Here is a 24,248-nt window from a genome sequence, read left to right as displayed (position 1 = left end):
GCGCCCCTAAAGGCTTGGGGCTGCGCCCCGCCTTTTTAGGGGCGCGGGGAACTGCGCGAGCAACCACACACCACCCGCAGTCGCCCGACCGCCTCAACCCCCCGAGCTCTCCCGCGCGCTCACCCCAACGCCCGGCCCAGCAGATACACCGCCGGGGCCGCGGCGGACAGCGGAAGTGCCACCCCGGCCGTGAAGTGGACGAACCGCGACGGGTAGTCGTAACTGGCCACCCGGTGCCCGATCAGGGCGCACAGACCGGCCCCCGCACCAAGCAGCGCACCCGACGTGCCGAACTCCGTCGCGCCGCCCACCGCAACGCCGGCGCCCGCAGCCGCCAGCAGGGCAACCACCACCGACGCCGCCGGAGGCAGCGGCACCGCTCGGGCCACCACCGCCACGGCCACCGCCACACCGCCCACCGTCACCGCGTCGGCGATCGCCGCCAAGTACCCCGTCGCGATGATCGCCAACGCCGCCGACGCCACCGTCGCCATCAGGCCGTACATCCGCTCGTCCGGATCGGCGTGGCTGCGCAGGCCGAGGACGAGGGCGAGCAGGACCCACACGCCGAGCGTGCCGAGGATCGCCGCCGGCGCCTGTTCCCGGCCCGCCGCGAAGAGCGCCGCGTCCGCCGCCAGCGCGCCCGCGAACGCCAGCACGATGCCCTGCCGGGCCGGCCACATGCCGTTCAGCCGGAACCAGCCCGCCGCCGTCACCGCCTGCAGCACCACCAGCGGTACGGCCAGCGCGTACTCCCCGATGACCGCCGCGCCCGCCAGCAGCAGGCCCAACGCGGCCGTGATCAGCGCCGGTTGCATACCCGGTTCGATGATCGGCGACCGGCCCTCGGCCCGTGCCCGCTGGGCGTCGGTGATCCGGGCGTTGCCCGCGAGCGTCGCGGGACCGTAGCCCGGGTCGGAGGAGGGGGAGGCGGAGGAGGACGACACGGGCTGGGGGGCGACGGGGGACGCGGTCGGCTGCGGGGCGTACTGCGCGTCCGTCTGCGGGGGCAGGTACGCCGTCTCCGTGAGGTTGGCCGCGATCGCGGGCTGCGCGTGCACCTGGGTCTCCCAGGTCTGGCCCTCCCACTGCTGCGCGTACTGCTGGGCGTGGGCGGCCTGGGACTGGTCGTAGCCCTGCCAGCCGTCCTGCTGGGGCTGGTGCGGGTACGGCTGGTACGGCTGCTGGGGCTGCTGTTGGTGGGGGTCGTACGACTGGTCGTGCCCCTGGTGGCCCTCATACCCGTACGGCTGGTTGCTCATGATCTGGGGGTCACCCTCCTGCGAACGGCGGGAGCACCTCGACCGTGCCGCCCTCGGCCAGACGTACCGTCTCATGTTCACGGGTGCCCACGGGGTCACCGTCGACGAGGAACGAGCAGCGCAGCAGGACGCGGGGGAGGTCGCCGGGGTGTTGTCGCCGGGCGGCGGCCAGGGCGTCGGCCAGGGTTGCCGCGTCGTAGGGCTCCTCGGCGACGCCGGCCGCCGCTTTTGCCGCCGCCCAGTAGCGGAGGGTGCCCTTTGGCATCTGGGGGTTCCTTCTCGGTTCCTTGTTCGCCGGTTGTGATGGGGATCAGGCTACGGGGGGTTCTGGGTTGTGTGGAAACCGCGAGTGGGCCGAAGTCCTCCTCGCCAGCCACTCCCCCACCCTCTCCAGCAGCTCCTCGCTCGACGCGTTCTCCGCGTGGCCCATCCCTTCCTCCAGCCACAGTTCACCGTGTTCGCCGGAGGCCTCGGCCAGCGTCTGGGGGTGATCGACCGGGAAGTAGCCGTCGCTGTCGCCGTGGACGATCAGCAAAGGCGTGGGGGCGATCAAAGGAACCGATTCCACCGGAGAGAGCGGGACCGGGTTCCAGTCGCGGTGGTGGATGCGGGTGTGGAAGCCGTAGCGGCCGAGCGCGCGGCCCAGGGGGTGGGTGATCAGCCAGTGGACGCGGCGCATGGGGAGCGTGCCCCGGTAGTACCAGCGGGCGGGGGCGCTGACGGAGACCACGGCGTCCGTGGCGGCGTCCGGGAGTGCCGCGTGGCGCAGGACCACCGAGCCCCCCTCCCCCACTGCCTTAAGGGCGTGGGAGGTGCCCCCAGAAGCCGACGGTGGCCACGCGGGTGTGGCCCAGTTCGCGGGCCCAGCGGACGGCGGCGGCCAGGTCGAGGACCTCGCGGTCGCCGACCGTGGAGTGGCCGCCGGAGCGGCCGTGGCCCCGGAAGGAGAAGGTGACGACCGAGCCATGGCGGGCCAGGGCCTTGGCGACCCTGCGGACATGGGGGCGGTCCGCGTGGCCGGTGAAGCCGTGGGCCACGACCACCGCCAGGCGGTCGGAGGCCGGCAGATGGCCGGAGGGTGGAGTTCCGGTGCCGTCGGGGGTGGCACCCTCGATGTCGTATACGGCCGGGCCCGGGTCGTATACGGCCTCGATGTTCACCCCGTCTTCAGTGGTCAGAAATCTGCGCAAAGGGGCGCCTGACGTCCGAGGAAGCGTTCGAGAAGTCGTTCGACCGGTCGTCTCAGAGTTCGGAATACCCGTAGATCGCGTCACATGGCCTGCCGGACCAGCACTCATGTCGGCTATTCTGCTGGACAGAGGACCTGGGCAATGTGGCCCCCGGGTCCTTTTGTGCTTTCTGTAGCGTTGTATACGAAGCGGGAAACACCAGGTGACCACGGGTGACCGTGGGTGCTGGGTGTGCTGGCCGCCGAGGTGCCGAGACGTCCTCGCGGGGACCGAGGAGGAACCAGACGTATGAGTTCTCTGCTGCTCCTGACCAATGCCCTCCAGCCGTCGACGGAGGTGCTCCCGGCCCTCGGCCTGCTGCTGCACAGCGTGCGCGTGGCTCCGGCGGAGGGGCCCGCCCTCGTCGACACCCCCGGTGCCGACGTCATCCTGATCGACGGGCGCCGTGATCTGCCGCAGGTGCGCAGCCTGTGCCAGCTGCTGCGGTCCACGGGCCCCGGCTGCCCCCTCATCCTCGTCGTGACGGAGGGCGGGCTCGCCGCCGTCACCGCCGACTGGGGCATCGACGACGTCCTCCTCGACACCGCGGGCCCCGCCGAGGTCGAGGCCCGGCTGCGGCTGGCCATGGGCCGGCAGCAGATCGTCAACGACGACTCCCCGATGGAGATCCGCAACGGCGATCTGTCCGTCGACGAGGCCACGTACAGCGCCAAGCTCAAGGGCCGCGTCCTCGACCTCACCTTCAAGGAGTTCGAGCTCCTGAAGTACCTCGCCCAGCACCCTGGCCGCGTCTTCACCCGCGCCCAGCTGCTGCAGGAGGTCTGGGGCTACGACTACTTCGGCGGCACCCGGACCGTCGACGTCCACGTACGACGGCTGCGCGCCAAGCTCGGCCCCGAGCACGAGTCGCTGATCGGAACCGTCCGGAACGTGGGTTATCGATTCGTTACGCCCGAGAAGGCGGAGCGCACGGGCGACGACGCGAAGGCCAAGGCGAGCGCCCAAAAGGCGGAGGATGCGGACGAGACGGCGTCCGTGGGGGCCGCCGAGGTCCCGGCCGACGCGTAGCGGGTGATCGACTTCCGTGGCATGTACACAGCTCTCGCACAGAGAGGGCCATGTACGCCCTGCCCAGCGGCGTTCCATCCGCGTAGACTCCGCGCGTGGCCAAGGTGACTCGGGATGATGTGGCGCGACTGGCGGGGACTTCCACCGCCGTCGTCAGCTATGTCATCAACAACGGACCCCGGCCGGTCGCCCCGGCCACGCGCGAGCGTGTCCTCGCCGCCATCAAGGAGCTGGGGTACCGGCCCGACCGGGTCGCCCAGGCGATGGCCTCCCGGCGCACGGATCTCATAGGCATGATCGTGCCGGACGCCCGCCAGCCGTTCTTCGGCGAGATGACCCATGCGGTCGAACAGGCGGCCGCCGAGCGCGGAAAGATGGTCCTCGTCGGCAACACCGACTACGTCGCCGAGCGCGAGGTCCACTATCTGCGGGCCTTCCTCGGGATGCGGGTCTCCGGTCTGATCCTCGTCAGCCATGCCCTCAACGACAACGCGGCCGCCGAGATAGAGGCGTGGGACGCCCGGGTCGTGCTGTTGCACGAGCGGCCGGAGGCGATCGACGACGTGGCCGTGGTGACGGACGACCTCGGGGGCGCCGAGCTCGCCGTACGGCATCTGCTGGCGCACGGACACGAATACGTGGCCTGTATGGGCGGCATCGCCGAGACCCCGCTCGTCGGCGACCCCGTCTCCGACCATGTCGAGGGCTGGCGGCGGGCCATGGACGAGGCCGGGATCTCCACGGAGGGGCGCCTCTTCCAGGCGCCGTACAACCGGTACGACGCGTACAACGTGGCTCTGGAGCTGTTGTCCGGGCCCCATCGGCCGCCGGCGATCTTCTGTTCCACCGATGACCAGGCGATCGGGGTGCTGCGGGCCGCGCGTGAGTTGCGGATCGAGGTGCCGGGTGAGTTGGCTGTCGCCGGGTTCGACGATGTGAAGGAAGCGGCGCTCACTGATCCGCCGCTCACGACTGTGGCGACGGATCGTACGGGGATGGCTCGGGCCGCGGTGGATCTGGTGCTCGATGACGGGATTCGGGTGGCGGGGTCTCGGCGGGAACGGGTGAAGCTGTTTCCTTCGAAGCTGGTCGCGCGGCGGTCTTGCGGGTGCGAGTAGCGTCCCGCGGGTGCCGGGGCGGGTAGCGCCGTGGGGGGTTGGGTTGTTTGCGGAGTGCGGGTGCGTCGTGGTTGCTCGCGCAGTTCCCCGCGCCCCTAAAAGACCTGCAGGCGCCCTTCTGCCCCAAGCGCAACAAGGCCCGCGCCCCGAAAAACGAGGCGCGGGCCTTCTGCTGTACGTGCTGTATGTGCTCCCTGCGCTCTAGAACAGGGCGTTGTACTGGTTGAAGCCCGTGCCCAGCTTGATGCGGCTCGCGAACAGGGACGTGGATGCCTTGTTCGTGCCGGGGTAGAGCCACAGGGTGCCGCCGGAGTCGCGGGCGATTACGTCGGCGACGCCGTCGCCCGTGACGTCGCCGTTGGTGACGTACGCCGTGAAGTTCCAGCCGGAGCGGGCCTTGATGCGGGGGGACCAGGGGGACGAGGCCTTGCCGGTGCCCTTGTAGAGGTAGAGGTCGCCGTTCGGGTAGCGGACCAGGAGGTCTGCCTTGCCGTCGCCGGAGAGGTCGCCGCGGCCGAGGAGCTTCATGCCCTTCCACGCCTTGTTGACGATCCGGATCTTGGCGTTGAACTGGCCGTTGCCCTTGCCCGGGTAGAGGTAGACCGAGCCGTCGGCGGCCAGCGCGAGGAGGTCGGGGCGGGCGTCACCGGTCATGTCACCGGGGATCGCGTAGGACTTCCAGCCGCCCCAGACCGAGCTGATCTCCATCCAGTTCCACTCCCAGGTGGAGTGGTTCATGTAGCTGCGGTACAGCTTGCCGTCGTTCTTGTCCCGGATGATCAGGTCCTGGTAGTAGTCCCGGTCCAGATCGGCCTGCATGCCCCAGCTGGCGCTCTGCCAGCCGTTGCCCTGGTACTCGCGCTGGGCGAGCGAGGTGCCGTTGCTCCGCTGCATGAAGAGGTTGCCGGAGGGCGTACGGGCGAGGAGGTCGGCGCGGCCGTCGTACGACAGGTCCGCGTCGTCGATGCGGGGCTGCGCGGCCCAGGTGTACGCGGAGACCTTCGTGAACACCGGGTAGGCGCCCTCGGCGACACAGCCGGAGACACCCCACGAGACGATGCCGACAACCTTGTTGTTGACGACCAGCGGGCCGCCGGAGTCGCCGTTGCAGGTGCTGGTCGTGCCCTCGTCACCGCCGGAGGCCGGGGTGCCCGCGCAGACCATGGAGCCCTCGGCGAAGTAGTCCTTGCCGAGGATCGACAGCATGGCGCTGTTGCAGGTCGAGTCGGCGACCACGGGCAGCGTGGCCTTCTTCAGCTTGGCCGACAGCTGGGCGTCCTCCGCGCCGGAGGTCAGACCCCAGCCGTACGCCGTGGCGCTGGTGCCCGCCTTGTAGAGCGCGCTGTCGTTGGACGCGGCCAGCGGCAGCCACTTCTGTGACAGCGGGCGGTCCAGGGTGAGGACGGCGACGTCGTTCTTGATCAGCTCTTCGTCGTACTTGGTGTGCTGCCACTGGCGGATCACGCCCGCGACCGTGCCCGTGGTGTCGTCGTACAGGTCGGTCGTACCGGCCAGCACGGCGCCGTTGTCGACCCAGTCCAGGCCGTCGACGCAGTGCGCGGCGGTGAGGACCTTGTTCGGGGCGACCAGGGTGCCGCCGCAGAAGTAGCCCTCGTCGGTGTCCGCGTCGTAGTAGGCGAGCTGGACCATCCAGGGCGCGGAGGAGATCGTCGTCTCGCTGCCGCCGATGATGAACGGTGACTGGGAGGACGGGCTCGTCCCGTCGGAGTCCGCCGTGGACTCGCTGGACTCCTCGGTGGCCGGGGTCGCCTGGTCCTCCGCCGCCTTGATCACACGCTGGCGGAGTTCCTTGGCGGAGGCCTTGGGGGCGGCGGGCTTGTCGAGGGTGACCGTGGGCTGGTCGGCGGCGTCGGCCGCCATCGCGGGCTGCGCCGCCATGGCGCCGGCACCGCTCAGGGCCAGGGCCAGCGCGGCCGCGGGAAGTGCCTTCAGGGCACGTATCACTCAGGGCTCCTGGAAGGTGGGTGGGTGTCGTGGGCAGCCCGAGAAAGGGCATACGACGCCGACCCCGAACACGGGTTGTCCCCGCGGAGCCCCCCTCCGGCCGAGTGATTCTAAGCCTCGCTTGTCACTTCTTACACGTAATTCACAAGAATCAGATGAGCATTCGGTCCTCGCGCACGCGTTCTTCACCTCGCCTCCGGCCTTTGTTTCCCCTGCGCGCGGGGGAGCCGGGGCGCCTGCGGGTGCGGGGCCGGGGTGCCTCGGGGTGCGGGGCCGGGCATCTTTATATGGGGCAAACGAGGTTCTGGCGGGCTTCTCAGGGAGCACTCAGGAAGGTCTCATGGAGGCGCGACAAGCTCTGAGTCATGACCGAGAGCTTCCGCCGCAGCGGCGAGTACGAGAACCCCTTCCACGGGGAACAGCAGCAGCACTCCGGGTACGCCCAGGGCGAGACCCAGCAGCAGCCCGCGTACCTCCAGCAGCAGCACGCCTCCGCCCCGGGGAACCCCGTGGCTCCGGCGGCACCGGCGAGCCCGGTGAACCCCGAGTGGCCGCCCCCGCCGGCATACGACCCCGCCGCGGCCGCCGGGCACGACCCGTACGGTCAGCCGGGTGCGAAGGACCCGTACGGCCAGTCCGGTGCGGCGGAACACACGGCCCCCTCCGGCGCTCCCACCGCCCTCCTCACCGAGCCGGTCTCCTCGGCCCCGGCGTCCGCGCCCGCGCCGAAGAAGCGGGCGCGCGGCCCCATGGCCCTGCTCGCGGCGGTGGCGATCGTGGCGGCGGCGATCGGCGGCGGTACGGCGTACGGCATCCAGGAGCTGACCGGCTCGGGCACGACGGCCTCCAGCACCACCACCACGAGCGTGGTGCCGACCAGCCAGAAGGGCACGGTCGCGGGGGTCGCCTCGGCGGTCAGCCCGAGCATCGTGGAGATCAGCGCCAGCTCCAGCGCGGGTGAGTCCACCGGTTCCGGTGTGATCATCACCAGCGACGGCGAGATCATCACCAACAACCACGTCATCTCCGGCGCCTCCGAGATCAAGGTGACGACCAACGACGGCAAGTCCTACACGGCCCAGGTCGTCGGAACCGACAGCAAGAAGGACCTCGCCCTGATCAAGCTGGAGAACGCCTCCGGTCTGAAGGCGGCGACCCTCGGCGACTCCGACAACGTCAAGGTCGGCGACGAGGTCGTGGCGATCGGTTCCCCCGAGGGCCTCACCGGCACCGTCACCAGCGGCATCGTCTCCGCCCTCGACCGTGACGTCACCGTCTCGACGGACGAGAGCCAGGGCCAGCAGCAACAGCAGCAGGGCGGCGGCGGGTGGCCGTTCGAGTTCGGCGGCCAGCAGTTCAACGGCGACACCGGTTCGTCGACGACCACGTACAAGGCGCTCCAGACCGACGCCTCGCTCAACCCCGGCAACTCCGGCGGCGCCCTCATCGACATGAACGGCAACATCATCGGCATCAACTCGGCGATGTACTCGGCCTCCGGCTCGGACTCCTCCAGCGCCGGCAGCGTCGGCCTCGGCTTCGCCATCCCGATCAACACGGTCAAGTCCGACCTGAGCACCCTCCGCGCCGGCGGCTCGGACTGACGGCACCGACCACCACCACCGGTTCGCTCTCCCGACCTTGGAGGCAGACATGATCAAGCAGGTCTCGCACAACGCCATGACCGCCGGCGACCCGGCCGGGCTGACCCTGGCCCTGACCGTGGCGACGCAACTGCACCCACCGGTCACCACCCGGGCCCCCGAGGTGGCAGCCTCCGCGGGCCGCGCCCAGGCCCGCAGGAATGCGACTGCACGGACGCACCGCCGGACGAGCGCTCGCGGCTGATCTTCGAGGCTTCTATGGGGGCAGGGGAACATGCGAGGCTAGGCAGGACCGCACCCCTTAGATCGGCCCGCAGGGCCATCTTCAGGGGCGCGGGACTGTGCCCGATATGCGGCTCCGCCGCGTGGGCGCGACCAGCCCTACACAACCCGCACTCGCCACACAACCCGCTCCCCCGAGCTACTAGGCGCCCCACCCACACCCCGAGGACAAAAACACCATGAGCCCCGCCGAAGGCGACCCCCAGCGCATCCTCATCGTCGACGACGAACCCGCCGTCCGCGAAGCACTGCAGCGCAGCCTCGCCTTCGAGGGCTACGACACCGAGGTCGCGGTCGACGGCGCGGACGCGCTGGAGAAGGCCACCGCGTACCGCCCGGACCTGGTGATCCTCGACATCCAGATGCCCCGCATGGACGGTCTGACCGCCGCCCGCCGTATCCGCGGCGCGGGCGACACCACCCCCATCCTGATGCTGACGGCCCGCGACACCGTCGGCGACCGCGTCACCGGCCTCGACGCCGGCGCCGACGACTACCTGGTCAAGCCCTTCGAGCTGGACGAACTCTTCGCCCGCGTACGGGCGTTGCTGCGCCGCAGCTCCTACGCCGCGGCCGTGGCCGAGACCACCCAGGCGGACGAGGCGCTGACCTTCGCGGACCTGCGGATGGACCTCGCGACCCGTGAGGTCACCCGGGGCGGCCGGCCGGTGGAGCTGACCCGTACGGAGTTCACGCTGCTGGAGATGTTCATGGCGCACCCGCGCCAGGTACTCACGCGTGAGCAGATCCTGAAGGCGGTCTGGGGCTTCGACTTCGAGCCGTCGTCCAACTCCCTCGACGTCTACGTCATGTATCTGCGGCGCAAGACCGAGGCGGGCGGCGAGCCGCGTCTCGTCCACACCGTCCGGGGCGTGGGGTACGTACTGCGACAGGGCGGCGCCGAGTGAACAAGGTCCTGCGCCGCTACCGCTCCCTCCCCATCCGCGCCCGGCTGTCGATGCTGGTCGCGGCGGCGGTGGCGTTCGCGGTGGCGGCGGTGTCGGTGACGTGCTGGTTCATCGTGCAGGGGAAGCTGTACGAGCAGTTGAACGACGAGCTGGACAAGGCGACCCGCATGGGGGCCATCCAGGACCAGGCCGGGCTCGCGGTCACGAACTGCACGCAGACCGTGGAGGAGGACAACCCGCGTTTCGGCCCCCGCAACACCTACTTCCAGGTGGTCCTCAAGGACGGGACGCCCTGTGTCTTCGGGTTCTCGGTCGGCACGGTCAAGGTCAGCGACACGGACAAGGAGGCCGCCGCCGGTACCGGCCGCACCGAGGCCGTCTACTACAACGGCACCGCCTCGGACGGCACCGACGTACGCATCATGACCAGGCCGGTGGTCTTCATCGACGGGGACACCGGGGCCCAGACCAACGCGGCGATCGTCGTGGCCCTCCCCCTGAAGGGCACCCAGGCCACCCTCAACGACCTCGCCCTGATCCTGCTCCTCGTCTCCGGCATCGGGGTCGTGGGCGCCGGAGCGGCCGGCCTGGCGGTGGCCCGCGCGGGCCTGCGCCCGGTCGACAAGCTGACGGAGGCCGTCGAACACGTCGCCCGCACCGAGGACCTGAGCATCCGCATCCCGGTGGCGGAGGAGAGCGAGGACGAGGTGGCCCGGCTGTCCCGTTCCTTCAACTCGATGACGAGCGCGCTCGCGAACTCCCGTGAGCTGCAACAGCAGTTGATCGCGGACGCGGGCCACGAACTCCGCACCCCCCTCACCTCCCTCCGTACGAACATAGAACTCCTCACCCGCAGCGAGGAGACCGGCCGCCCGATCCCGGCCGAGGACCGCAAGGCCCTGCTCGCCTCGGTGAAGGCCCAGATGACCGAACTGGCCTCGCTCATCGGCGACTTGCAGGAACTGTCCCGCTCGGACTCCGGCCAGCAGGGCGTACGCCTCCAGGTGGTCGACTTCCAGGAGACGGTGGAGGCGGCGTTGCGGCGGGCCCGGCTGCGCGGCCCGGAGCTGACGATCACGGCGGATCTGCAACCGTGGTACGTCAGTTCGGAGCCCTCCGCCCTGGAGCGGGCCATCGTCAACATCCTGGACAACGCGGTGAAGTTCAGCCCCGAGGGCGGCACGATCGAGGTGTCGCTGGACGCCGGTGTCCTGACGGTCCGCGACCACGGCCCCGGTATCCCCGCCGACGAACTCCCCCATGTCTTCGACCGCTTCTGGCGTTCGCCCTCGGCACGGGCGTTGCCCGGCTCGGGCCTCGGCCTGTCCATCGTGGCGCGTACGGTCCAGCAGGCGGGCGGCGAGGTCACCCTGTCCCGCGCGGACGGCGGCGGCACCCTGGCGACGGTACGGCTGCCGGGGGCCCCGACGGCTCCGCCGGAGACACCGGAGGCCCCGGACGCCCCGGCGACACGTCAGTAGAAGCCGAGCATTCCCGGGGAGTCGATGTCGATGGCGAGGACGCCGGGTGGGTAGGCGTTCTCGTCAGGCGTCAGGATGATGGACATGCCGCCCGTCTCCAGATGCGGAGTGGCCACATAGAGGGCGTGGCAGATGTCCGCTCCGCCCCATCCGTCGCGGACCATGCCACCCACGGTCACGGCGGCCGTCTGTCCGAGCGGGTCAATGTGGACGCCCGGCAGGGAGAGCAGCGCCTGTCCAACCCCTTGGTCCTTCTCCTCCGCCCCCATCAGGCACAGGGAGGGGATGCGCAGCCAGTCGCCGGGGGTGTGCGCGACGTTGTCCATGAGGCGGTGCAGGGCCTGGTGGCCCCGGGCGAGCGCGAGGGCCGCGCCCGTGTCGAGGATGATCACGCGGCGCGCTCCCGGCCCTCGTCGGAGCGGAACGCCTGACGGCCGGAGTGCATCTTCTCCGCGGCCATCGCGTAGATGTTGGCCAGCACGTCCGGCCCGTTGTCGAACTCCTCGTCGGTGAGCGTGCATCCCATGCGCTCACGCAGTACCTTGCGCGTGGCGGCCACCCGCTCCGCGATCTGTTCCTCGGTCGGCTGCTCGGCGGCCAGTTTCTCGATGAGTTGGCCCAGGGTCATGCCCCGCTCCTTGGCGACCTGGGCGAGATGGTCGCGAGCCTGCTTGGAGACCTGGATGGTGGTGTGCTCAGCCATAGGGCCACCATAGCCACGTCACGGCAGTCCTGGCCCCGAATTCCCGCACCCTTCACCCGAAAGCGTTCAGGCAGCCCATCGAACGTACGGCTGCACATGCTTTGTGATCATGATGTGGCGATATTTGACGGTTTTCTGAGAGGACTCTGAGAAACCTCCGAGCGCGCTGTGATGTGCGTCGTGTTCTCTGCTGTTCGTTCCCCCCAGACAAAGGCCGGTGGCCGCCGACTCCGGCCGACAGCAGCAGGAGCACGAAAGTGGCATCCATACGCATGTCAGACAAGGCGATGAACAAGACGGCGCGCTCCGCCTGGTCCGCCAGGGCCGCGCTGAAGAAGACCACCCTGTTCGCGGCGTCGGCCGCGCTGGCCCTGGCCGGGGTCATCGCGGGTTCCGGTTCCGCCCAGGCGGCCGGACCGGGTGGCGCGACCAACATCCGGGGCGTCGACCCCGGCAACACCGACTCGATGATCGAGCGGCTCTGCGCCCAGAAGTCCAGCCTCACCGGTGTCTACGGCGCCCTCAACGTCCGTACCGGCGAGTTCAAGACCCGCGACGAGTACCTGCGGGACGTGGTCGGCCTGTGGCTGCCGGCCGGTGACTGGGAAGTCTTCCGCGGCTGGTGCGGCAACGCGCAGGCCTCGACCTGGTCCACCAAGGGCACCACCGTCCGCACCTCGCCGTGGATCGGCAACCGGGGGTCGAAGGACGACAAGGAGACCTTCGTCAGCAGCTACAGCACCAAGACGTTCGCGAAGAAGAGCGTCGGCGCCCAGCTCAGCTTCTCCGTCGCCAAGAGCATCTTCTCGGGCAGCGCGGGCGGCAGCTTCAGCTACGAGTGGGGCTGGGAGAAGGAGTCCCGCTTCGAACGCCGTAGCGAGAAGACGATCCCGCCGTGCACCCAGGTCGCCGTGACCTGGACGCCTTACCAGCGCGTCGTCCGCGTCAACCCGATCTTCTACGTCGAGGACTACCAGTGGAACAAGGGTGACGGCGACGTCACCGTCCACAGCTGGCGCGGCCGCTCGTACCGCACGATCTACTCGTACGGCTACTACATCGACGGCACCTCCGACAAGCTCCTCCCCAACGGCCAGCCCGACGGCCGCGAGGACAAGATCGAGCAGAAGCTGGACCCGAAGACCTGCGCCCGCTGACGTTCCCCAAGCCCGCCCACACCCCTCTCCCAGTGCGGTCACAGTGCCCGCCCTCACATTGTGGAGATGGCGTGGACGACGACGAACCACACAGCCCGCACAGCCGGTACGGCACCGAGAACGGCCACGATCCTGCTGGCCGATGACGACGCGGCCGTACGGGACGGCATCGGACGGTTGCTGCGATTCGAGGGCTACGAGACCGTGCTCGCCGAGAACGGTCTCGTGGCCCTCGATCTCGTGGGAACGCCGGACGGCGACGGCCCCGACCTCGTCCTCATGGACGTCACCATGCCCGGCCTCGACGGACTGGCCGCGACCCGGCGCATCCGGGCCTCCGGCTCCACCGTGCCGATCATGATGATCACCGGCCGGGACGCGGTCGGCGACCGTATCGTCGCCCTCGACAACGGCGCCGACGACTACCTCACCAAGCCGTTCGCCGCCGAGGAACTCCTCGCCCGCGTCAGGGCGTTGCTGCGCCGGGGCAACCCGGCCCGCTTCCGTACGGCGCCGCGGCCGGCCGCCGTCCACGAGGACCGGCTCGCCTTCGCCGATGTCGTCATGGACCTCGGCACCCGCGCCGTGACCCGCGCCGAACGCCCCCTCGCCCTCACCAGGACCGAGTACGCCCTACTGGAGTACCTGCTCCGCCACCCGGGCCGCGTCCACACCCGCGCGCGCATCTTCCAGGAGGTCTGGGGCTTCGACTTCGAGCCCACGTCCAACACCCTCGACGTCTACGTGATGTATCTCCGCCGAAAGCTGGAGAACCGGGGCGAGCCCCGCATCATCCACACGGTGAGGGGGCTGGGGTACGCGCTGCGGTCCCCGCGCCCCTTCAGGGGCGCGGGGAACTGCGCGATCAACCACGACGGCGCCGCAGACGACAAACGGCCCATAGCGGCACTCTAAGCGGAGCGCTGGCGTTCAGCTCACGATCGTGATCCGGTCGGCGACCGGCGGCGCCAGCGGACTGGCCGCAGACGAGTTCGCCAGCAGATACTGCTCAAGCGCCGCCAGGTCATCCGTGCCGACGAGGTCGTTCGTGCCCTGCCCCAGCGTGGTGAAGCCGTCGCCGCCGCCCGCGAGGAAGCTGTTGGTGGCGACACGGTAGGTGGCGGCCGGGTCGATGGCGGCACCGTTCAGCTTGATGGTGTCCGTGACGACGCGGTCGGCGCCCGACTTGGTCAGGTCCAGCGTGTAGGTCAGGTTGGCCGACGGCTGCAGGATCTTCGGCGAGGCGGCGTTCGTACCGCTGACCTGCTCCTTCAGCACCTGTATCAGCTGGGCCCCGGTGAAGTCCTGCAGATTCACCGTGTTGGAGAACGGCTGCACGGTGAAGCCCTCGGCGTAGGTCACCACGCCGTCGCCCTCGGTGCCCTTGGCCGCGTAGGTGAGGCCCGCGCGGACACCACCGGGGTTCATCAGCGCCACATCGGTCTCGGCGTCGAGCGTCTTGCCGTACGCCAGCTGCGCGTCCGCGATCAGGTCACCCATCGGCGACTCCGTGCCGGTGTTGGGCACGTCGGCGGAGACGTACCCGATGGCGCGGTTGCCGATGGGCGCGGCCAGGGTGTTCCACTTGCTGATGAGGGCCGTCATGTCGGCGGCCTTGGTGACATCACGGGTGACGACGTGGTTCGCGGACTTCACCGCCGTACGGGCGATGTCGCCGGTGAAGCGGTCGTACGTGAGCGTCGTGTCCGTGTACAGCCGGCCGAAGGACGCGGCCGAGGTGACCGTACGCGGCCTGCCGGACGGGTCGTTGATCGTGCAGGCGTACGCGGTGTGGGTGTGGCCGGTGACCAGGGCGTCGACCTTGGGCGTGATGTTCTTGGCGATGTCGACGATCGGACCGGAGATACCGTCACCGGCACCGGGCGAGTCGCAGTCGTAGTTGTACGCCGTCGAGGCGGGGAAGCCGCCCTCGTGGATCAGCGCGACGACCGACTTCACGCCCTGGCGCTCCAGCTCCTTGGCGTACTTGTTGATCGTCTCGACCTCGTCCTTGAACTTCAGGCCCTTGACGCCTTCGGCGGAGACGATTCCCGGGGTGTCCTCCAGGGTCACACCGATGAAGCCGATCTTGACGCCGTTCTTCTTCCACACCCAGTAGGGCTTGAGGATCGGCTTGCCGGTCTTCTCGTCTAGGACGTTCGCGGCGAGGTACGGGAAGTCGGCGCCCGCGAAGCCCTCGTCCGTGTAGCAGCCGTCGGTCGGGTGGCAGCCGCCCTTCTGCAGCCGGGCCAGTTCCTTGGCGCCCTCGTCGAACTCGTGGTTGCCGACGGAGGTGACGTCCAGGTCGAGGCCGTTGAGCGCCTCGATGGTGGGCTCGTCGTGGAAGAGGCCCGAGATCAGCGGGGAGGCGCCGACCATGTCACCGCCGGCGGCGGTGATGGAGTACTTGTTGCCCTTGCGCGCGTCACGGAGGTGCGTCGCGAGGTACTCGACACCACCGGCGTCGATCGTCTCCGTCGTACCGTCCTCGTGCAGCTCGGTCACCCGGCCCGAGGACCCGGCCGGCGGCTCCAGGTTGCCGTGGAGATCGTTGAAGGACAGCAGCTGCACGTCCTGGTACCGGCTCGGCTTGTGCTTGCCCGGCTTGTAGTGCCCCTCGCCGGCACTGGCCGGAATGGCGGCGGCGAGCGCACCGACGGTCGCCAGCCCGGCGGCCACGGCGAGAACCCGGTTGCGACGACTTCTGCGGCGCTGCGCCTGGGGTGTGGCTGACATATGCCCCCCTGGGTGTCGTAAGAGAAGGGAAGTTGAGAAAAGCGTGAGATGGCCCCGTCCGCCGGAAGCGTAGATTCAACGCGCGTAGCGCAACAGGGGGTTCATGGTTACGACCTGGTAGCCGCAATGGAGGAGTCATGACAAAAGGGCACGTTCGGCGCCCCTCAAGGGGCGCGGGGCTGTGTCAATTTGCGGCTCCGCCGCGTGGGCGCGAGCGACCACACACAACCCGCAGTCGCGCGACCACAGAACCAACCGAGCTCGTAGGCGCCCCCTGACCCCACCCCCGGTTTAATCTCGAACCCATGACCAGCGACGACCCCGCCCGGCCCACCCCCACCGCCCGGAGCATCGAAAGCCGCCTGGAGCTGACCCCCGCCCAGAAGGACACCGTCCTCACCCTCATCGAGGAGGCCGCCCGGGTGGACGGCCAGGCCGCGGTGTCCGAGCAAGGCCGACTCCACCTCCGAGGACCGGCCCGAGAAGGGGTCCACCACCTCCTGCTCACCGTCGGCGACACCCTCATCGGCTACGCCCAACTGGAGGACACCGACCCGGTGGAGGCCCCGGCCGCGGAACTGGTCGTCCACCCCTCCCACCGGGGCCACGGCCACGGCCGCGCCCTCGGCTCCGCGCTGCTCGCCGAGTCCGGCAAACGCCTGCGCGTCTGGGCGCACGGCGGCCACTCGGCGGCCCGCCATCTCGCCCAGGTCCTCGGCCTCACCCTGTTCCGCGAACTCCGCCAGATGCGCCGCTCCCTGGCCGACTTCGACCCGCCCGAGCCGGTCCTCCCGGAGGGCATCACCGTTCGTACGTTCGTGCCGGGCGAGGACGACACGGCGTGGCTCGCGGCCAACGCGTCCGCCTTCGCCCACCACCCCGAGCAGGGCTCCCTCACCCAACGCGACCTCGACGACCGCAAGTCCGAACCCTGGTTCGACCCGGCGGGCTTCTTCCTGGCCGAACGGCGGACGGGCGAGGGCGGGACCGGGGGGCCGGGCGGCGCCGAGCTGATCGGTTTCCACTGGACGAAGGTCCACGCGGCCGAGCAGATCGGCGAGGTCTATGTCGTCGGTGTCCTCCCCGGCGCCCAGGGCGGCGGCCTCGGCAAGGCCCTCACCACGATCGGTCTGCGCCACCTCGCCGCCCAGGGCCTGCCCACCGCGATGCTCTACGTCGACGCCGACAACAAGGCGGCGGTGACGGTGTACGAACGCCTCGGTTTCGTGACGTACGAGACGGACCTGATGTACCGCAGCGAAACCTGACAGACACCGCGCGGTCCGCGTATCCGCCGATCGGCGGCGTCGCGGAAGTTGTCCACAGGCAGGGGGCGGTGCTGTTGACACCGCCCCCTCTCTTGCACCACCCTTTCACTACTCAATTAGTGAAAGGGTGGTGGACGTGATCGAGTACCGGATAGACCGGCGCAGCGGAGTCGCCACCTATCTGCAGATCGTCCAGCAGACCAAGCAGGCCCTGCGCCTCGGTCTGCTGGAACCGGGGGACAAGCTGCCCACGGCCCGCGAGGTCGTGGAGGCCACGGCGATCAACCCGAACACGGTCCTGAAGGCCTATCGCGAGCTGGAGCGCGAGGGCCTGGTCGAGGCCCGGCGCGGTCTCGGCACGTTCGTGCGGAAGTCACTGGGGGCCACCCCGGCGGACTCCCCGCTGCGTGCCGAGCTGTCCGCCTGGACGGACCGCGCCCGCGAGGCGGGACTGGAGCGGGACGACGTGGCCGCGCTCTTCACCTCGGTACTGGACGAACACTTCAAGGGGGACGAGGCATGAGTGAGACCGCCATGGAGGCGGCCGGGCTCGGCAAGAAGTTCGGTCGGCGGACGGGACGTTGGGCGCTGCGCGACTGCACGCTGCGGCTCCCGGCGGGCCGCGTCTGCGCGATCGTCGGGCCGAACGGCGCGGGCAAGTCGACGCTCCTGGCCCACGCGGCCGGACTGCTCGCCCCCACCGAGGGCAGCGTCACCGTGCTGGGCACGACCCCGGCGGCGGCCCGCGAGCGCCTCGCGTACGTCGCCCAGGACAAGCCGCTGTACCCCCAGCTCACCGTCGCCGAGACCCTCGGCCTCGGCCGTGACCTCAACCCCCGGCGCTGGGACGCGGCCGTCGCCGAGGCCGTGGTGGAGGAGGGCGAGCTGCGTCCGAACGCCAAGATCCGCTCCCTCTCCGGCGGCCAGCGCACCCGGGTCGCGCTCGCCCTGGCCCTCGGCAAGCGGCCCGAACTGCTGCTGCTGGACGAGCCGATGGCCGACCTGGACCCGCTCGCCCGCCACCAGCTGATGGGCACCCTGCTCGCGGACTCCGCCGAGCACGGCACCACCGTGGTCATGTCCTCCCATGTCGTGGCCGAACTGGAGGGTTCCTGCGACCACTTGTTCCTCCTGGGCGCCGGCCGCGTCCGTCTCGCGGGGCCCCTGGACGACCTCCTCACCGCCCACACCCTGGTCACCGGCCCGACGACCGGCGACCTCGCCCCGCACACGGTGATCGAGTCCCGCACGACGGGCCGTCAACTGACCGCGCTGGTACGCACGCAGGGCCACCTCGGCGCCGGTTGGCGGACCGCCGAACCGACCCTGGAGGAGCTGGTCATCGCCCATCTCCGCTCCCCCGACGCCCCGCCGCTGACCCTCACGGGGGCGAGCGACGAGGGCGACGCGGGCGAAACCGAAGGCTACGGCGACAGCGGCCGTGACGGCGGCAGCGAGACCAACGGCTCCGAGATCCAGGAGGCCACCGCATGAGCACCACGACCGCACGGACCGCCCAGGCACCCACCCCGCAGACCTCCTCGGCTTCGGCGCCCCGCCCGGCGAGCCCGACCCGAAGCCTGGTCCGGGCCATGATCCGGCCGCACCAGTCGGCGCTGTGGTTCTGGGGGCTGCTGGTGCTCCTGACCGGTGGCGGGCTGCTGTGGGCCGCCGGGCCCGGGGTGGACGCGGCCTGGGACGAGGTCGTACGCAGCGGCTGCCTCAAGACCGACTACTGCGAACTGAGCGGCCCCGGCTACAACCTCTTCGGCACCGCCGTCTCGCTGGGCACTTTCGTCCTGGCCATCCTGCCGTTCCTGGTCGCGGCATGGGCGGGCGGCGCCCTGATCGCCCGCGAGTTCGACAGCGGCACCGTCAAGCTGGCGTGGACCCAGTCGGTCACCCCGGCCCGCTGGCTGGCGGCCAAGCTGGCCGTACCGGCCGCCGCGCTGGTCACGGGCACGGTCCTGCTGACCCTGCTGAACCGTCTGGTCTGGGCGCGGGACACCGAGATCCGCCACAACATGGCCACCCGGGACTGGTTCGACTCCGCCACCTTCGAGGCCAACGGCACCACCGCCACCGCCTACGCCCTGCTGGGCCTCGCCGTCGGCGTCCTCGCGGGCCTGCTGTTCCACCGCGTCCTGCCCGCCCTCTGCGCCGGCCTCCTGGGCGTGATGGCGGCCGCCGGCACGATCTCGGGCAACCGCCATCTGCTGTGGCCCACCGAGACGGTGATCTCCCGCACCGAGCGGGGCGACTGGACCGGCGAGATGGTCGACCGGGGCATCGTCACCACCACGGGCGACCACATCTCCAGCGTCGCCTGCACGGCCGACGACGCCTGTGGCCGCACGGACATCGCCGCGTACTACACGGAGTACCACCCCTCCTCCCACTTCTGGCCCCTCCAACTGGTCGAGACCGGCATCGTCCTCACCCTCACCGCCCTGCTGATCCTGGCGGCCTTCGCCGTACTCCGCCGCCAGACACCCCTCTCCGCGAGCGGCACCAACGCCGCCGGAGGCAGCACGGACCTCTCCGGTGGCAGCACGGACCTCTCCGGAAGCGGTGCGGACCTCTCCGGAGGCACCCGATGACCACCGCCTTCGTCGCCTCCCTCACCACCTCGGCCACCCCCGCCCGTGCCCTCGCCCGCACCACCCTCCGGCTGCACCGCCCCGCCCTGCTCGTCTGGGCCCTGTACGTGCTCGCCATGGCGGGATGGCTGCTCTGGCTGCGGTTCGTCACCCTCCCCGCGGTGCGGGAGGAGGTGGCCCGGTGCCGGATCACCACCTGTATCGACATCGCGCCGGAGATGACGTACAGCACGGGCGTCAGCATGGTGTCGACGTTCATCGCGTACGTCGGCTACGCCGTGGCCGCCTGGGCCGGAGCCTCGCTGACCGGCCGGGAGCTGGAGCGGGGGACGGCCCGGCTGTCCTGGACCCAGTCGGTCACCCCGACCGGATGGCTGACCGCGAGACTGGCCGTACCGGCGGCGGTCCTCACCCTCGGCATGACCGCGCTGGTGCTGCTCTTCCGCTCGGCCTGGCCGGACAAGAAGGAGTCGTACGGCTACGAGTGGTGGTACCCGGAGCCGATGGTGTCCCTGGGCCCCCTGGCCGTGGCGTACGTCCTGTGCGGACTGGCCGTCGGAGCCCTGGCGGGCCTCGTCCTGAAGCGGGCGCTCCCGGCCCTGGCCGTCGCCACCGGCGTCATGATCGTCTTCCATACGTACCTCGACGACCACACCGCCGATCTGTGGCCCCTGCCCGAGGGCGCGAGAACGCACCCGCTCTCGGACTTCTGGCCCCTGCACCTGATGGCCACCGGTGTCGTCCTCACCGTCACGGCCCTCGCCACGGCCATCGCCTTCTGGCTGCTGCGCCGCCGCACGGCCCGCTGACGGCCCGGCCCCACCGACCGGTACGCCCCTCCGACGGGGGTAGGGGCGTACCGGCGAGTCCAACGAGGGGAGGGGCGTACCGGCGGGGCAAGGGCGCACGCCGGAGCGAGGGGACCGCCCCTCTCGGAACCGGCGGTCCTCCCTGCGCTATCCCATACGTAAGGTCTCCGTAACCGGCGATTCAGACGGCCTTGCGACGCTGCGTCAATGAACCCGGTCGTGCCCGAGCCGTCGCCGCCCCCACACCACGGCCCCAGCAACGGGATGAGTGCGGGGGGCACCCACCCCACGTCGCCACCGGCTGCCGTCGAGGACGCGGACCACGTCGCGGACCCCGTCGCCGACGTCGTCGCCCGGATCGACGCGGACATCGCCGAGAACGCCGCCGCCCGGACGACGGATCGGCACGCGGCACGCACGGCGGCCGGTCCCGCCCCGCTGCCACCGGCCCTCTCCGACGCGCCGGTCATGCTCGCGGCGCGGAAGAATGGTCCCATGAGCCAGTCAGACACGCAGGCAGCCCAGGTCCAGCACACGCAGCCGTCCGTCGGTTCCCTCGCCGCGCACCGCCCCCACACGGTGGCCGCCGCCGGGGTCGCCGACCTGGACCCCGACCTCGACGCCGACCTCGACGCGTACGAGGGGGGCGACCACGACGGCGATCAGCTCCCGCAGGGCCGCTTCCTGGACCGGGAACGCAGCTGGCTCGCGTTCAACGAGCGGGTCCTCGAACTCGCCGAGGACCCCAACACCCCGCTGCTGGAGCGGGCCAACTTCCTGGCGATCTTCGCCAACAACCTGGACGAGTTCTTCATGGTCCGCGTGGCCGGCCTCAAGCGCCGTATCGCCACCGGGGTCGCCTCGAAGTCCGCCTCCGGGCTCCAGCCGCGTGAGGTGCTGGAGATGATCTGGTCCCGCTCGCGCGAGCTGATGGCCCGGCACGCCGCCTGCTTCCACGAGGACATCGCCCCCGCACTGGCCGAGGAGGGCATCCATGTCGTCCGCTGGAGCGAGCTGACGGAGAAGGAGCAGGCCCGCCTGTTCACCCTCTTCCGCCACCAGATCTTCCCGGTCCTCACCCCGCTCGCCGTGGACCCGGCGCACCCCTTCCCGTACATCTCGGGTCTCTCGCTGAACCTCGCGGTCGTCGTCCGCAACCCGGTCTCGGGCCACCGCCACTTCGCCCGCGTGAAGGTCCCGCCGCTGCTCGCCCGCTTCCTGGAGGCCTCCCCGAACCGGTACGTGCCGGTCGAGGACGTCATCGCGGCGCACCTGGAGGAGCTGTTCCCGGGCATGGAGGTCCTGGAGCACCACACCTTCCGCCTCACCCGCAACGAGGACCTGGAGGTCGAGGAGGACGACGCCGAGAACCTGCTCCAGGCCCTGGAGAAGGAGCTGATGCGGCGCCGCTTCGGGCCGCCGGTGCGCCTGGAGGTCGAGGAGTCCATCGACCAGTACGTCCTCGATCTGCTGGTGCGCGAGCTGAAGATAAAGGAGGCCGAGGTCTACCCGCTGCCCGGCCCCCTCGACCTGACCGGACTCTTCGGCATAGGAGGCCTGGACCGGCCCGAGCTGAAGTACCCGAAGTTCATCGCGGGCACCCACCGCGACCTGGCCGAGGTCGAGTCGGCGTCCGCGCCCGACATCTTCGCCGCCCTGCGCGAGCGCGACGTCCTGCTGCACCACCCGTACGACAGCTTCTCCACATCCGTGCAGGCGTTCCTGGAGCAGGCGGCCGAGGACCCGGACGTCCTCGCGATCAAGCAGACCCTCTACCGGACCTCCGGTGACTCCCCGATCGTCGACGCGCTGATCGACGCCGCCGAATCCGGCAAGCAGGTCCTGGTGCTGGTCGAGATCAAGGCCCGCTTCGACGAGCAGGCCAACATCAAGTGGGCGAAGAAGCTGGAGGAGGCCGGCTGCCATGTCGTCTACGGCCTCGTCGGTCTGAAGACCCACTGCAAGCTGTCCCTGGTGGTCCGCCAGGAGGGCGAGACCCTGCGCCGCTACTCCCACGTCGGCACGGGCAACTACCACCCGAAGACGGCCCGTATCTACGAGGACCTGGGCCTGCTGACCGCCGACCCGCAGGTGGGCGCCGACCTCTCCGACCTCTTCAACCGGCTCTCCGGTTACTCCCGCCGCGAGACCTACCGCCGACTGCTCGTCGCCCCCAAGTCCCTGCGCGACGGCCTGATCTCCCGGATCAACAAGGAGGTCCGGCACCACCGCGCCGGCCGCCCCGCGTACGTCCGTATCAAGGCCAACTCGATGGTGGACGAGGCGATCATCGACGCCTGCTACCGGGCCTCGCAAGCCGGTGTCCCGGTGGACATCTGGGTACGCGGCATCTGCGCGGTACGGCCGGGCGTGCCGGGCCTCTCGGAGAACGTCCGGGTCCGCTCGGTCCTCGGCCGCTTCCTCGAACACTCCCGGATCTTCGCGTTCGGCAACGGCGGTGAGCCCGAGGTGTGGTTCGGCAGCGCCGACATGATGCACCGCAACCTCGACCGCCGGATAGAGGCCCTGGTACGGGTCACCGACCCGGCCCACCGGGCGGCGCTCAACCGCCTGCTGGAGACCGGTATGTCCGACACGACCTCCTCCTGGCACCTCGGCCCGGACGGCGAGTGGAACCGGCACTCCACCGACGCCGACGGCCAGCCCCTGCGCAACGTCCAGGAGATGCTCATTGACGCCCGGAGGCGCCGGCGTGGCACAGCGACACCTTGACCCCACGAACACCACGGCCTCGGTGCCCGCAGACGCCCTCGTCGGCTATCTGCGGGCCCAGGCCACGGAGTTCCTCCGCGCGCTGCGCGCCCACCAGGAGACGGGCGGCGGCGCCGCCCCCGCCCGGGCGCAGTCCCGCACCGCCGAACCGGGAGCCGAGGACCCCTCCGAAGCGGCCCTGGCCCTCCGCCGCTCCGCCCGCCGCATCAGCGCCACCCTCCACACCTACCGCCCCCTCCTCGACGAAACCTGGTCGGAATCCCTCCGCCCCGAACTCGCCTGGCTCTCCGGCACCCTGGGCCGGGAACACGCGTACGCGGCCCGCCTGGACCGCCTGGTAGCCGCCCTGAACCGCCTGTCGGGAGCCCCGACTTTCCCGACCCAGTCGACGAACTCCCCTGTCGGCGGCGGCCGTTCACCCTCCAATGCTTCTGCCCGAGTCGCGGGCAATCGTGCCGCTGGCGGTTCCGAAGCCGCCGTAGCTGCGGGCAGTCGTGCCGCTGGGGCGGCGCCCATCCCAAGGAGAACGGCACCCACAACTCCCGCCCAGCCCCAGCCCCCCACAGCCGACCGCGGCAACTTGACCGTAGGCGCAGCCAAAGCAGGCGCCCTACTCGACCGCCAGCTCACCCTAGCCCGCACCCGAGCCCACTCAGCCGCCCTACAGGCCCTCGGCAGCTCCCGCTTCCACGCGGTGGCGGACAGCGTGGCCGTACTGGCGAGCGAAGTCCCGCTCACCCCCACCGCCACCACGGCCGACCTCCGCCCCCTGGCCGCCGCCGCCCACGACCGCCTCTGCGACGCGATCACCGGCCTCCCCCTGCTCACCGCCGGCCACCCCTACAACGCCGAGGCCCTCATCCATGGCCTCTCCCCCGACACCGCACCCCACCCCCAGGACGCCCCCTGGCACCAGGTACGCCTGCTCCTGCGCCTGCACCGCTACGCCCTGGAGGTCCTGCACCCCGAGGCGGTCCCCGTGGACGTACGGCTCCTCGCGGCCGGCGAGGCCCTCAACCGCCACCGCGACGCCTCCGAGGCGGCATCGGCGGCGGCATCGGCGGCCCGCACCCCCCGCATCGCCCCGGCCACGGCCTACGCCCTCGGCGTCCTGCACGCCGACCAACGCCACGAAGTGGAGGCAGCCCGCTTCGCCTTCCAACAGTCCTGGCAGAAGGAGGCGGTGAGCACCCCTTGACCGAACCCGACGACACCACCACCCTCGCGGCGGGCTGCGTCCTCTGGCGCCGCTCACCCATGGACGGGGACCTGGAGATCTGTCTGGTCCATCGCCCGAAATACGACGAGTCGTGTGATCGTTAACTACGGTGAAAGAAAGTGCAGGTCAGAGCCCTAACGAGATC

Annotated in this window: 22 protein-coding genes and 1 pseudogene; 16 read left to right on the top strand and 7 right to left on the bottom strand. The window is 70.5% G+C overall.

Annotated features, from left to right (window positions below; translation table 11 throughout):
• Positions 1–119: 119 nt before the first annotated feature.
• From ACWD4G_RS42165 to ACWD4G_RS42155, 3 genes and pseudogenes are all read right to left on the bottom strand, one after another.
• Complete coding sequence (locus ACWD4G_RS42165; RefSeq protein WP_451303404.1) at positions 120–1,262, bottom strand: hypothetical protein; 1,143 nt, start codon at positions 1,260–1,262, stop codon at positions 120–122.
• 10 nt (positions 1,263–1,272) lie between these two features.
• On the bottom strand, positions 1,273–1,527 hold the full coding sequence (locus ACWD4G_RS42160; protein ID WP_451303402.1) for a MoaD/ThiS family protein: 255 nt from the start codon (positions 1,525–1,527) through the stop codon (positions 1,273–1,275).
• A gap of 45 nt (positions 1,528–1,572) precedes the next feature.
• A pseudogene (locus ACWD4G_RS42155) lies at positions 1,573–2,560 on the bottom strand (alpha/beta hydrolase).
• Between the two features lie 180 nt (positions 2,561–2,740).
• Here ACWD4G_RS42155 and ACWD4G_RS42150 point away from each other — a divergent pair.
• Both ACWD4G_RS42150 and ACWD4G_RS42145 read left to right on the top strand, forming a co-directional pair.
• Positions 2,741–3,520: a response regulator transcription factor gene (locus ACWD4G_RS42150; protein ID WP_451303400.1), complete on the top strand. Its 780-nt coding sequence runs from the start codon at positions 2,741–2,743 to the stop codon at positions 3,518–3,520.
• A gap of 95 nt (positions 3,521–3,615) precedes the next feature.
• Entirely contained in the window at positions 3,616–4,638 is a 1,023-nt protein-coding gene (locus ACWD4G_RS42145; RefSeq protein WP_451303398.1) for a LacI family DNA-binding transcriptional regulator, read from the top strand.
• Between the two features lie 201 nt (positions 4,639–4,839).
• On the opposite strand, the gene ACWD4G_RS42140 is transcribed toward ACWD4G_RS42145, so the two are convergent.
• Positions 4,840–6,603: a trypsin-like serine protease gene (locus tag ACWD4G_RS42140; protein WP_451303396.1), complete on the bottom strand. Its 1,764-nt coding sequence runs from the start codon at positions 6,601–6,603 to the stop codon at positions 4,840–4,842.
• A 365-nt stretch (positions 6,604–6,968) separates the two neighbouring features.
• Here ACWD4G_RS42140 and ACWD4G_RS42135 point away from each other — a divergent pair, with 365 nt between their 5' ends.
• From ACWD4G_RS42135 to ACWD4G_RS42120, 4 genes are all read left to right on the top strand, one after another.
• Positions 6,969–8,207 carry a S1C family serine protease gene (locus tag ACWD4G_RS42135; RefSeq protein WP_451303394.1) on the top strand — a complete coding sequence of 413 codons (1,239 nt, stop codon included), beginning with the start codon at positions 6,969–6,971 and terminating at the stop codon, positions 8,205–8,207.
• A gap of 49 nt (positions 8,208–8,256) precedes the next feature.
• Positions 8,257–8,451, top strand: coding sequence for a hypothetical protein (locus tag ACWD4G_RS42130; RefSeq protein WP_451303392.1), 195 nt, complete (start codon positions 8,257–8,259; stop codon positions 8,449–8,451).
• Positions 8,452–8,668: 217 nt separating this feature from the next.
• Positions 8,669–9,397 carry a response regulator transcription factor gene (locus ACWD4G_RS42125; RefSeq protein WP_451303390.1) on the top strand — a complete coding sequence of 243 codons (729 nt, stop codon included), beginning with the start codon at positions 8,669–8,671 and terminating at the stop codon, positions 9,395–9,397.
• A complete protein-coding gene (locus ACWD4G_RS42120) occupies positions 9,394–10,878 on the top strand; it encodes a HAMP domain-containing sensor histidine kinase (RefSeq protein WP_451303388.1) in 1,485 nt (494 codons plus the stop codon). Before ACWD4G_RS42125 ends, ACWD4G_RS42120 begins: the two co-directional genes overlap by 4 nt.
• Here ACWD4G_RS42120 and ACWD4G_RS42115 read toward each other — a convergent pair.
• Positions 10,872–11,270 carry a hypothetical protein gene (locus ACWD4G_RS42115; protein WP_451303386.1) on the bottom strand — a complete coding sequence of 133 codons (399 nt, stop codon included), beginning with the start codon at positions 11,268–11,270 and terminating at the stop codon, positions 10,872–10,874. The genes ACWD4G_RS42120 and ACWD4G_RS42115 overlap by 7 nt on opposite strands.
• Positions 11,267–11,581 (bottom strand): hypothetical protein, encoded by a 315-nt coding sequence (locus ACWD4G_RS42110; protein ID WP_451303384.1) that lies wholly within the window; start codon positions 11,579–11,581, stop codon positions 11,267–11,269. The genes ACWD4G_RS42115 and ACWD4G_RS42110 overlap by 4 nt, the downstream gene beginning before the upstream one ends.
• Before the next feature lie 272 nt (positions 11,582–11,853).
• Between ACWD4G_RS42110 and ACWD4G_RS42105 the strand changes: the two genes are divergently transcribed.
• Both ACWD4G_RS42105 and ACWD4G_RS42100 read left to right on the top strand, forming a co-directional pair.
• Positions 11,854–12,738, top strand: coding sequence for a hypothetical protein (locus ACWD4G_RS42105; RefSeq protein ID WP_451303382.1), 885 nt, complete (start codon positions 11,854–11,856; stop codon positions 12,736–12,738).
• A 66-nt stretch (positions 12,739–12,804) separates the two neighbouring features.
• Entirely contained in the window at positions 12,805–13,653 is an 849-nt protein-coding gene (locus tag ACWD4G_RS42100; protein WP_451303380.1) for a response regulator transcription factor, read from the top strand.
• A gap of 15 nt (positions 13,654–13,668) precedes the next feature.
• Here ACWD4G_RS42100 and ACWD4G_RS42095 read toward each other — a convergent pair whose 3' ends face one another.
• Complete coding sequence (locus ACWD4G_RS42095) at positions 13,669–15,474, bottom strand: bifunctional metallophosphatase/5'-nucleotidase (RefSeq protein ID WP_451303378.1); 1,806 nt, start codon at positions 15,472–15,474, stop codon at positions 13,669–13,671.
• 305 nt (positions 15,475–15,779) lie between these two features.
• Between ACWD4G_RS42095 and mshD the strand changes: the two genes are divergently transcribed.
• From mshD to ACWD4G_RS42055, 8 genes are all read left to right on the top strand, one after another.
• Entirely contained in the window at positions 15,780–16,742 is a 963-nt protein-coding gene (mshD, locus tag ACWD4G_RS42090; RefSeq protein ID WP_451303376.1) for a mycothiol synthase, read from the top strand.
• Positions 16,743–16,878: 136 nt separating this feature from the next.
• Complete coding sequence (locus ACWD4G_RS42085) at positions 16,879–17,265, top strand: GntR family transcriptional regulator (RefSeq protein WP_451303374.1); 387 nt, start codon at positions 16,879–16,881, stop codon at positions 17,263–17,265.
• Positions 17,262–18,236 carry an ABC transporter ATP-binding protein gene (locus ACWD4G_RS42080; RefSeq protein ID WP_451303372.1) on the top strand — a complete coding sequence of 325 codons (975 nt, stop codon included), beginning with the start codon at positions 17,262–17,264 and terminating at the stop codon, positions 18,234–18,236. Before ACWD4G_RS42085 ends, ACWD4G_RS42080 begins: the two co-directional genes overlap by 4 nt.
• Complete coding sequence (locus ACWD4G_RS42075; protein ID WP_451303370.1) at positions 18,233–19,342, top strand: ABC transporter permease; 1,110 nt, start codon at positions 18,233–18,235, stop codon at positions 19,340–19,342. Before ACWD4G_RS42080 ends, ACWD4G_RS42075 begins: the two co-directional genes overlap by 4 nt.
• Entirely contained in the window at positions 19,339–20,151 is an 813-nt protein-coding gene (locus ACWD4G_RS42070; RefSeq protein WP_451303368.1) for an ABC transporter permease, read from the top strand. Before ACWD4G_RS42075 ends, ACWD4G_RS42070 begins: the two co-directional genes overlap by 4 nt.
• A gap of 495 nt (positions 20,152–20,646) precedes the next feature.
• Positions 20,647–22,884: an RNA degradosome polyphosphate kinase gene (locus tag ACWD4G_RS42065; protein WP_451303410.1), complete on the top strand. Its 2,238-nt coding sequence runs from the start codon at positions 20,647–20,649 to the stop codon at positions 22,882–22,884.
• On the top strand, positions 22,865–24,082 hold the full coding sequence (locus ACWD4G_RS42060) for a CHAD domain-containing protein (protein ID WP_451303366.1): 1,218 nt from the start codon (positions 22,865–22,867) through the stop codon (positions 24,080–24,082). Before ACWD4G_RS42065 ends, ACWD4G_RS42060 begins: the two co-directional genes overlap by 20 nt.
• Positions 24,079–24,207 (top strand): hypothetical protein, encoded by a 129-nt coding sequence (locus tag ACWD4G_RS42055; RefSeq protein WP_451303364.1) that lies wholly within the window; start codon positions 24,079–24,081, stop codon positions 24,205–24,207. Before ACWD4G_RS42060 ends, ACWD4G_RS42055 begins: the two co-directional genes overlap by 4 nt.
• Positions 24,208–24,248: the final 41 nt, after the last annotated feature.

The organism is Streptomyces sp. NPDC002643 (assembly GCF_053592555.1).
This window is presented reverse-complemented; position numbering and strand designations above follow the sequence as displayed.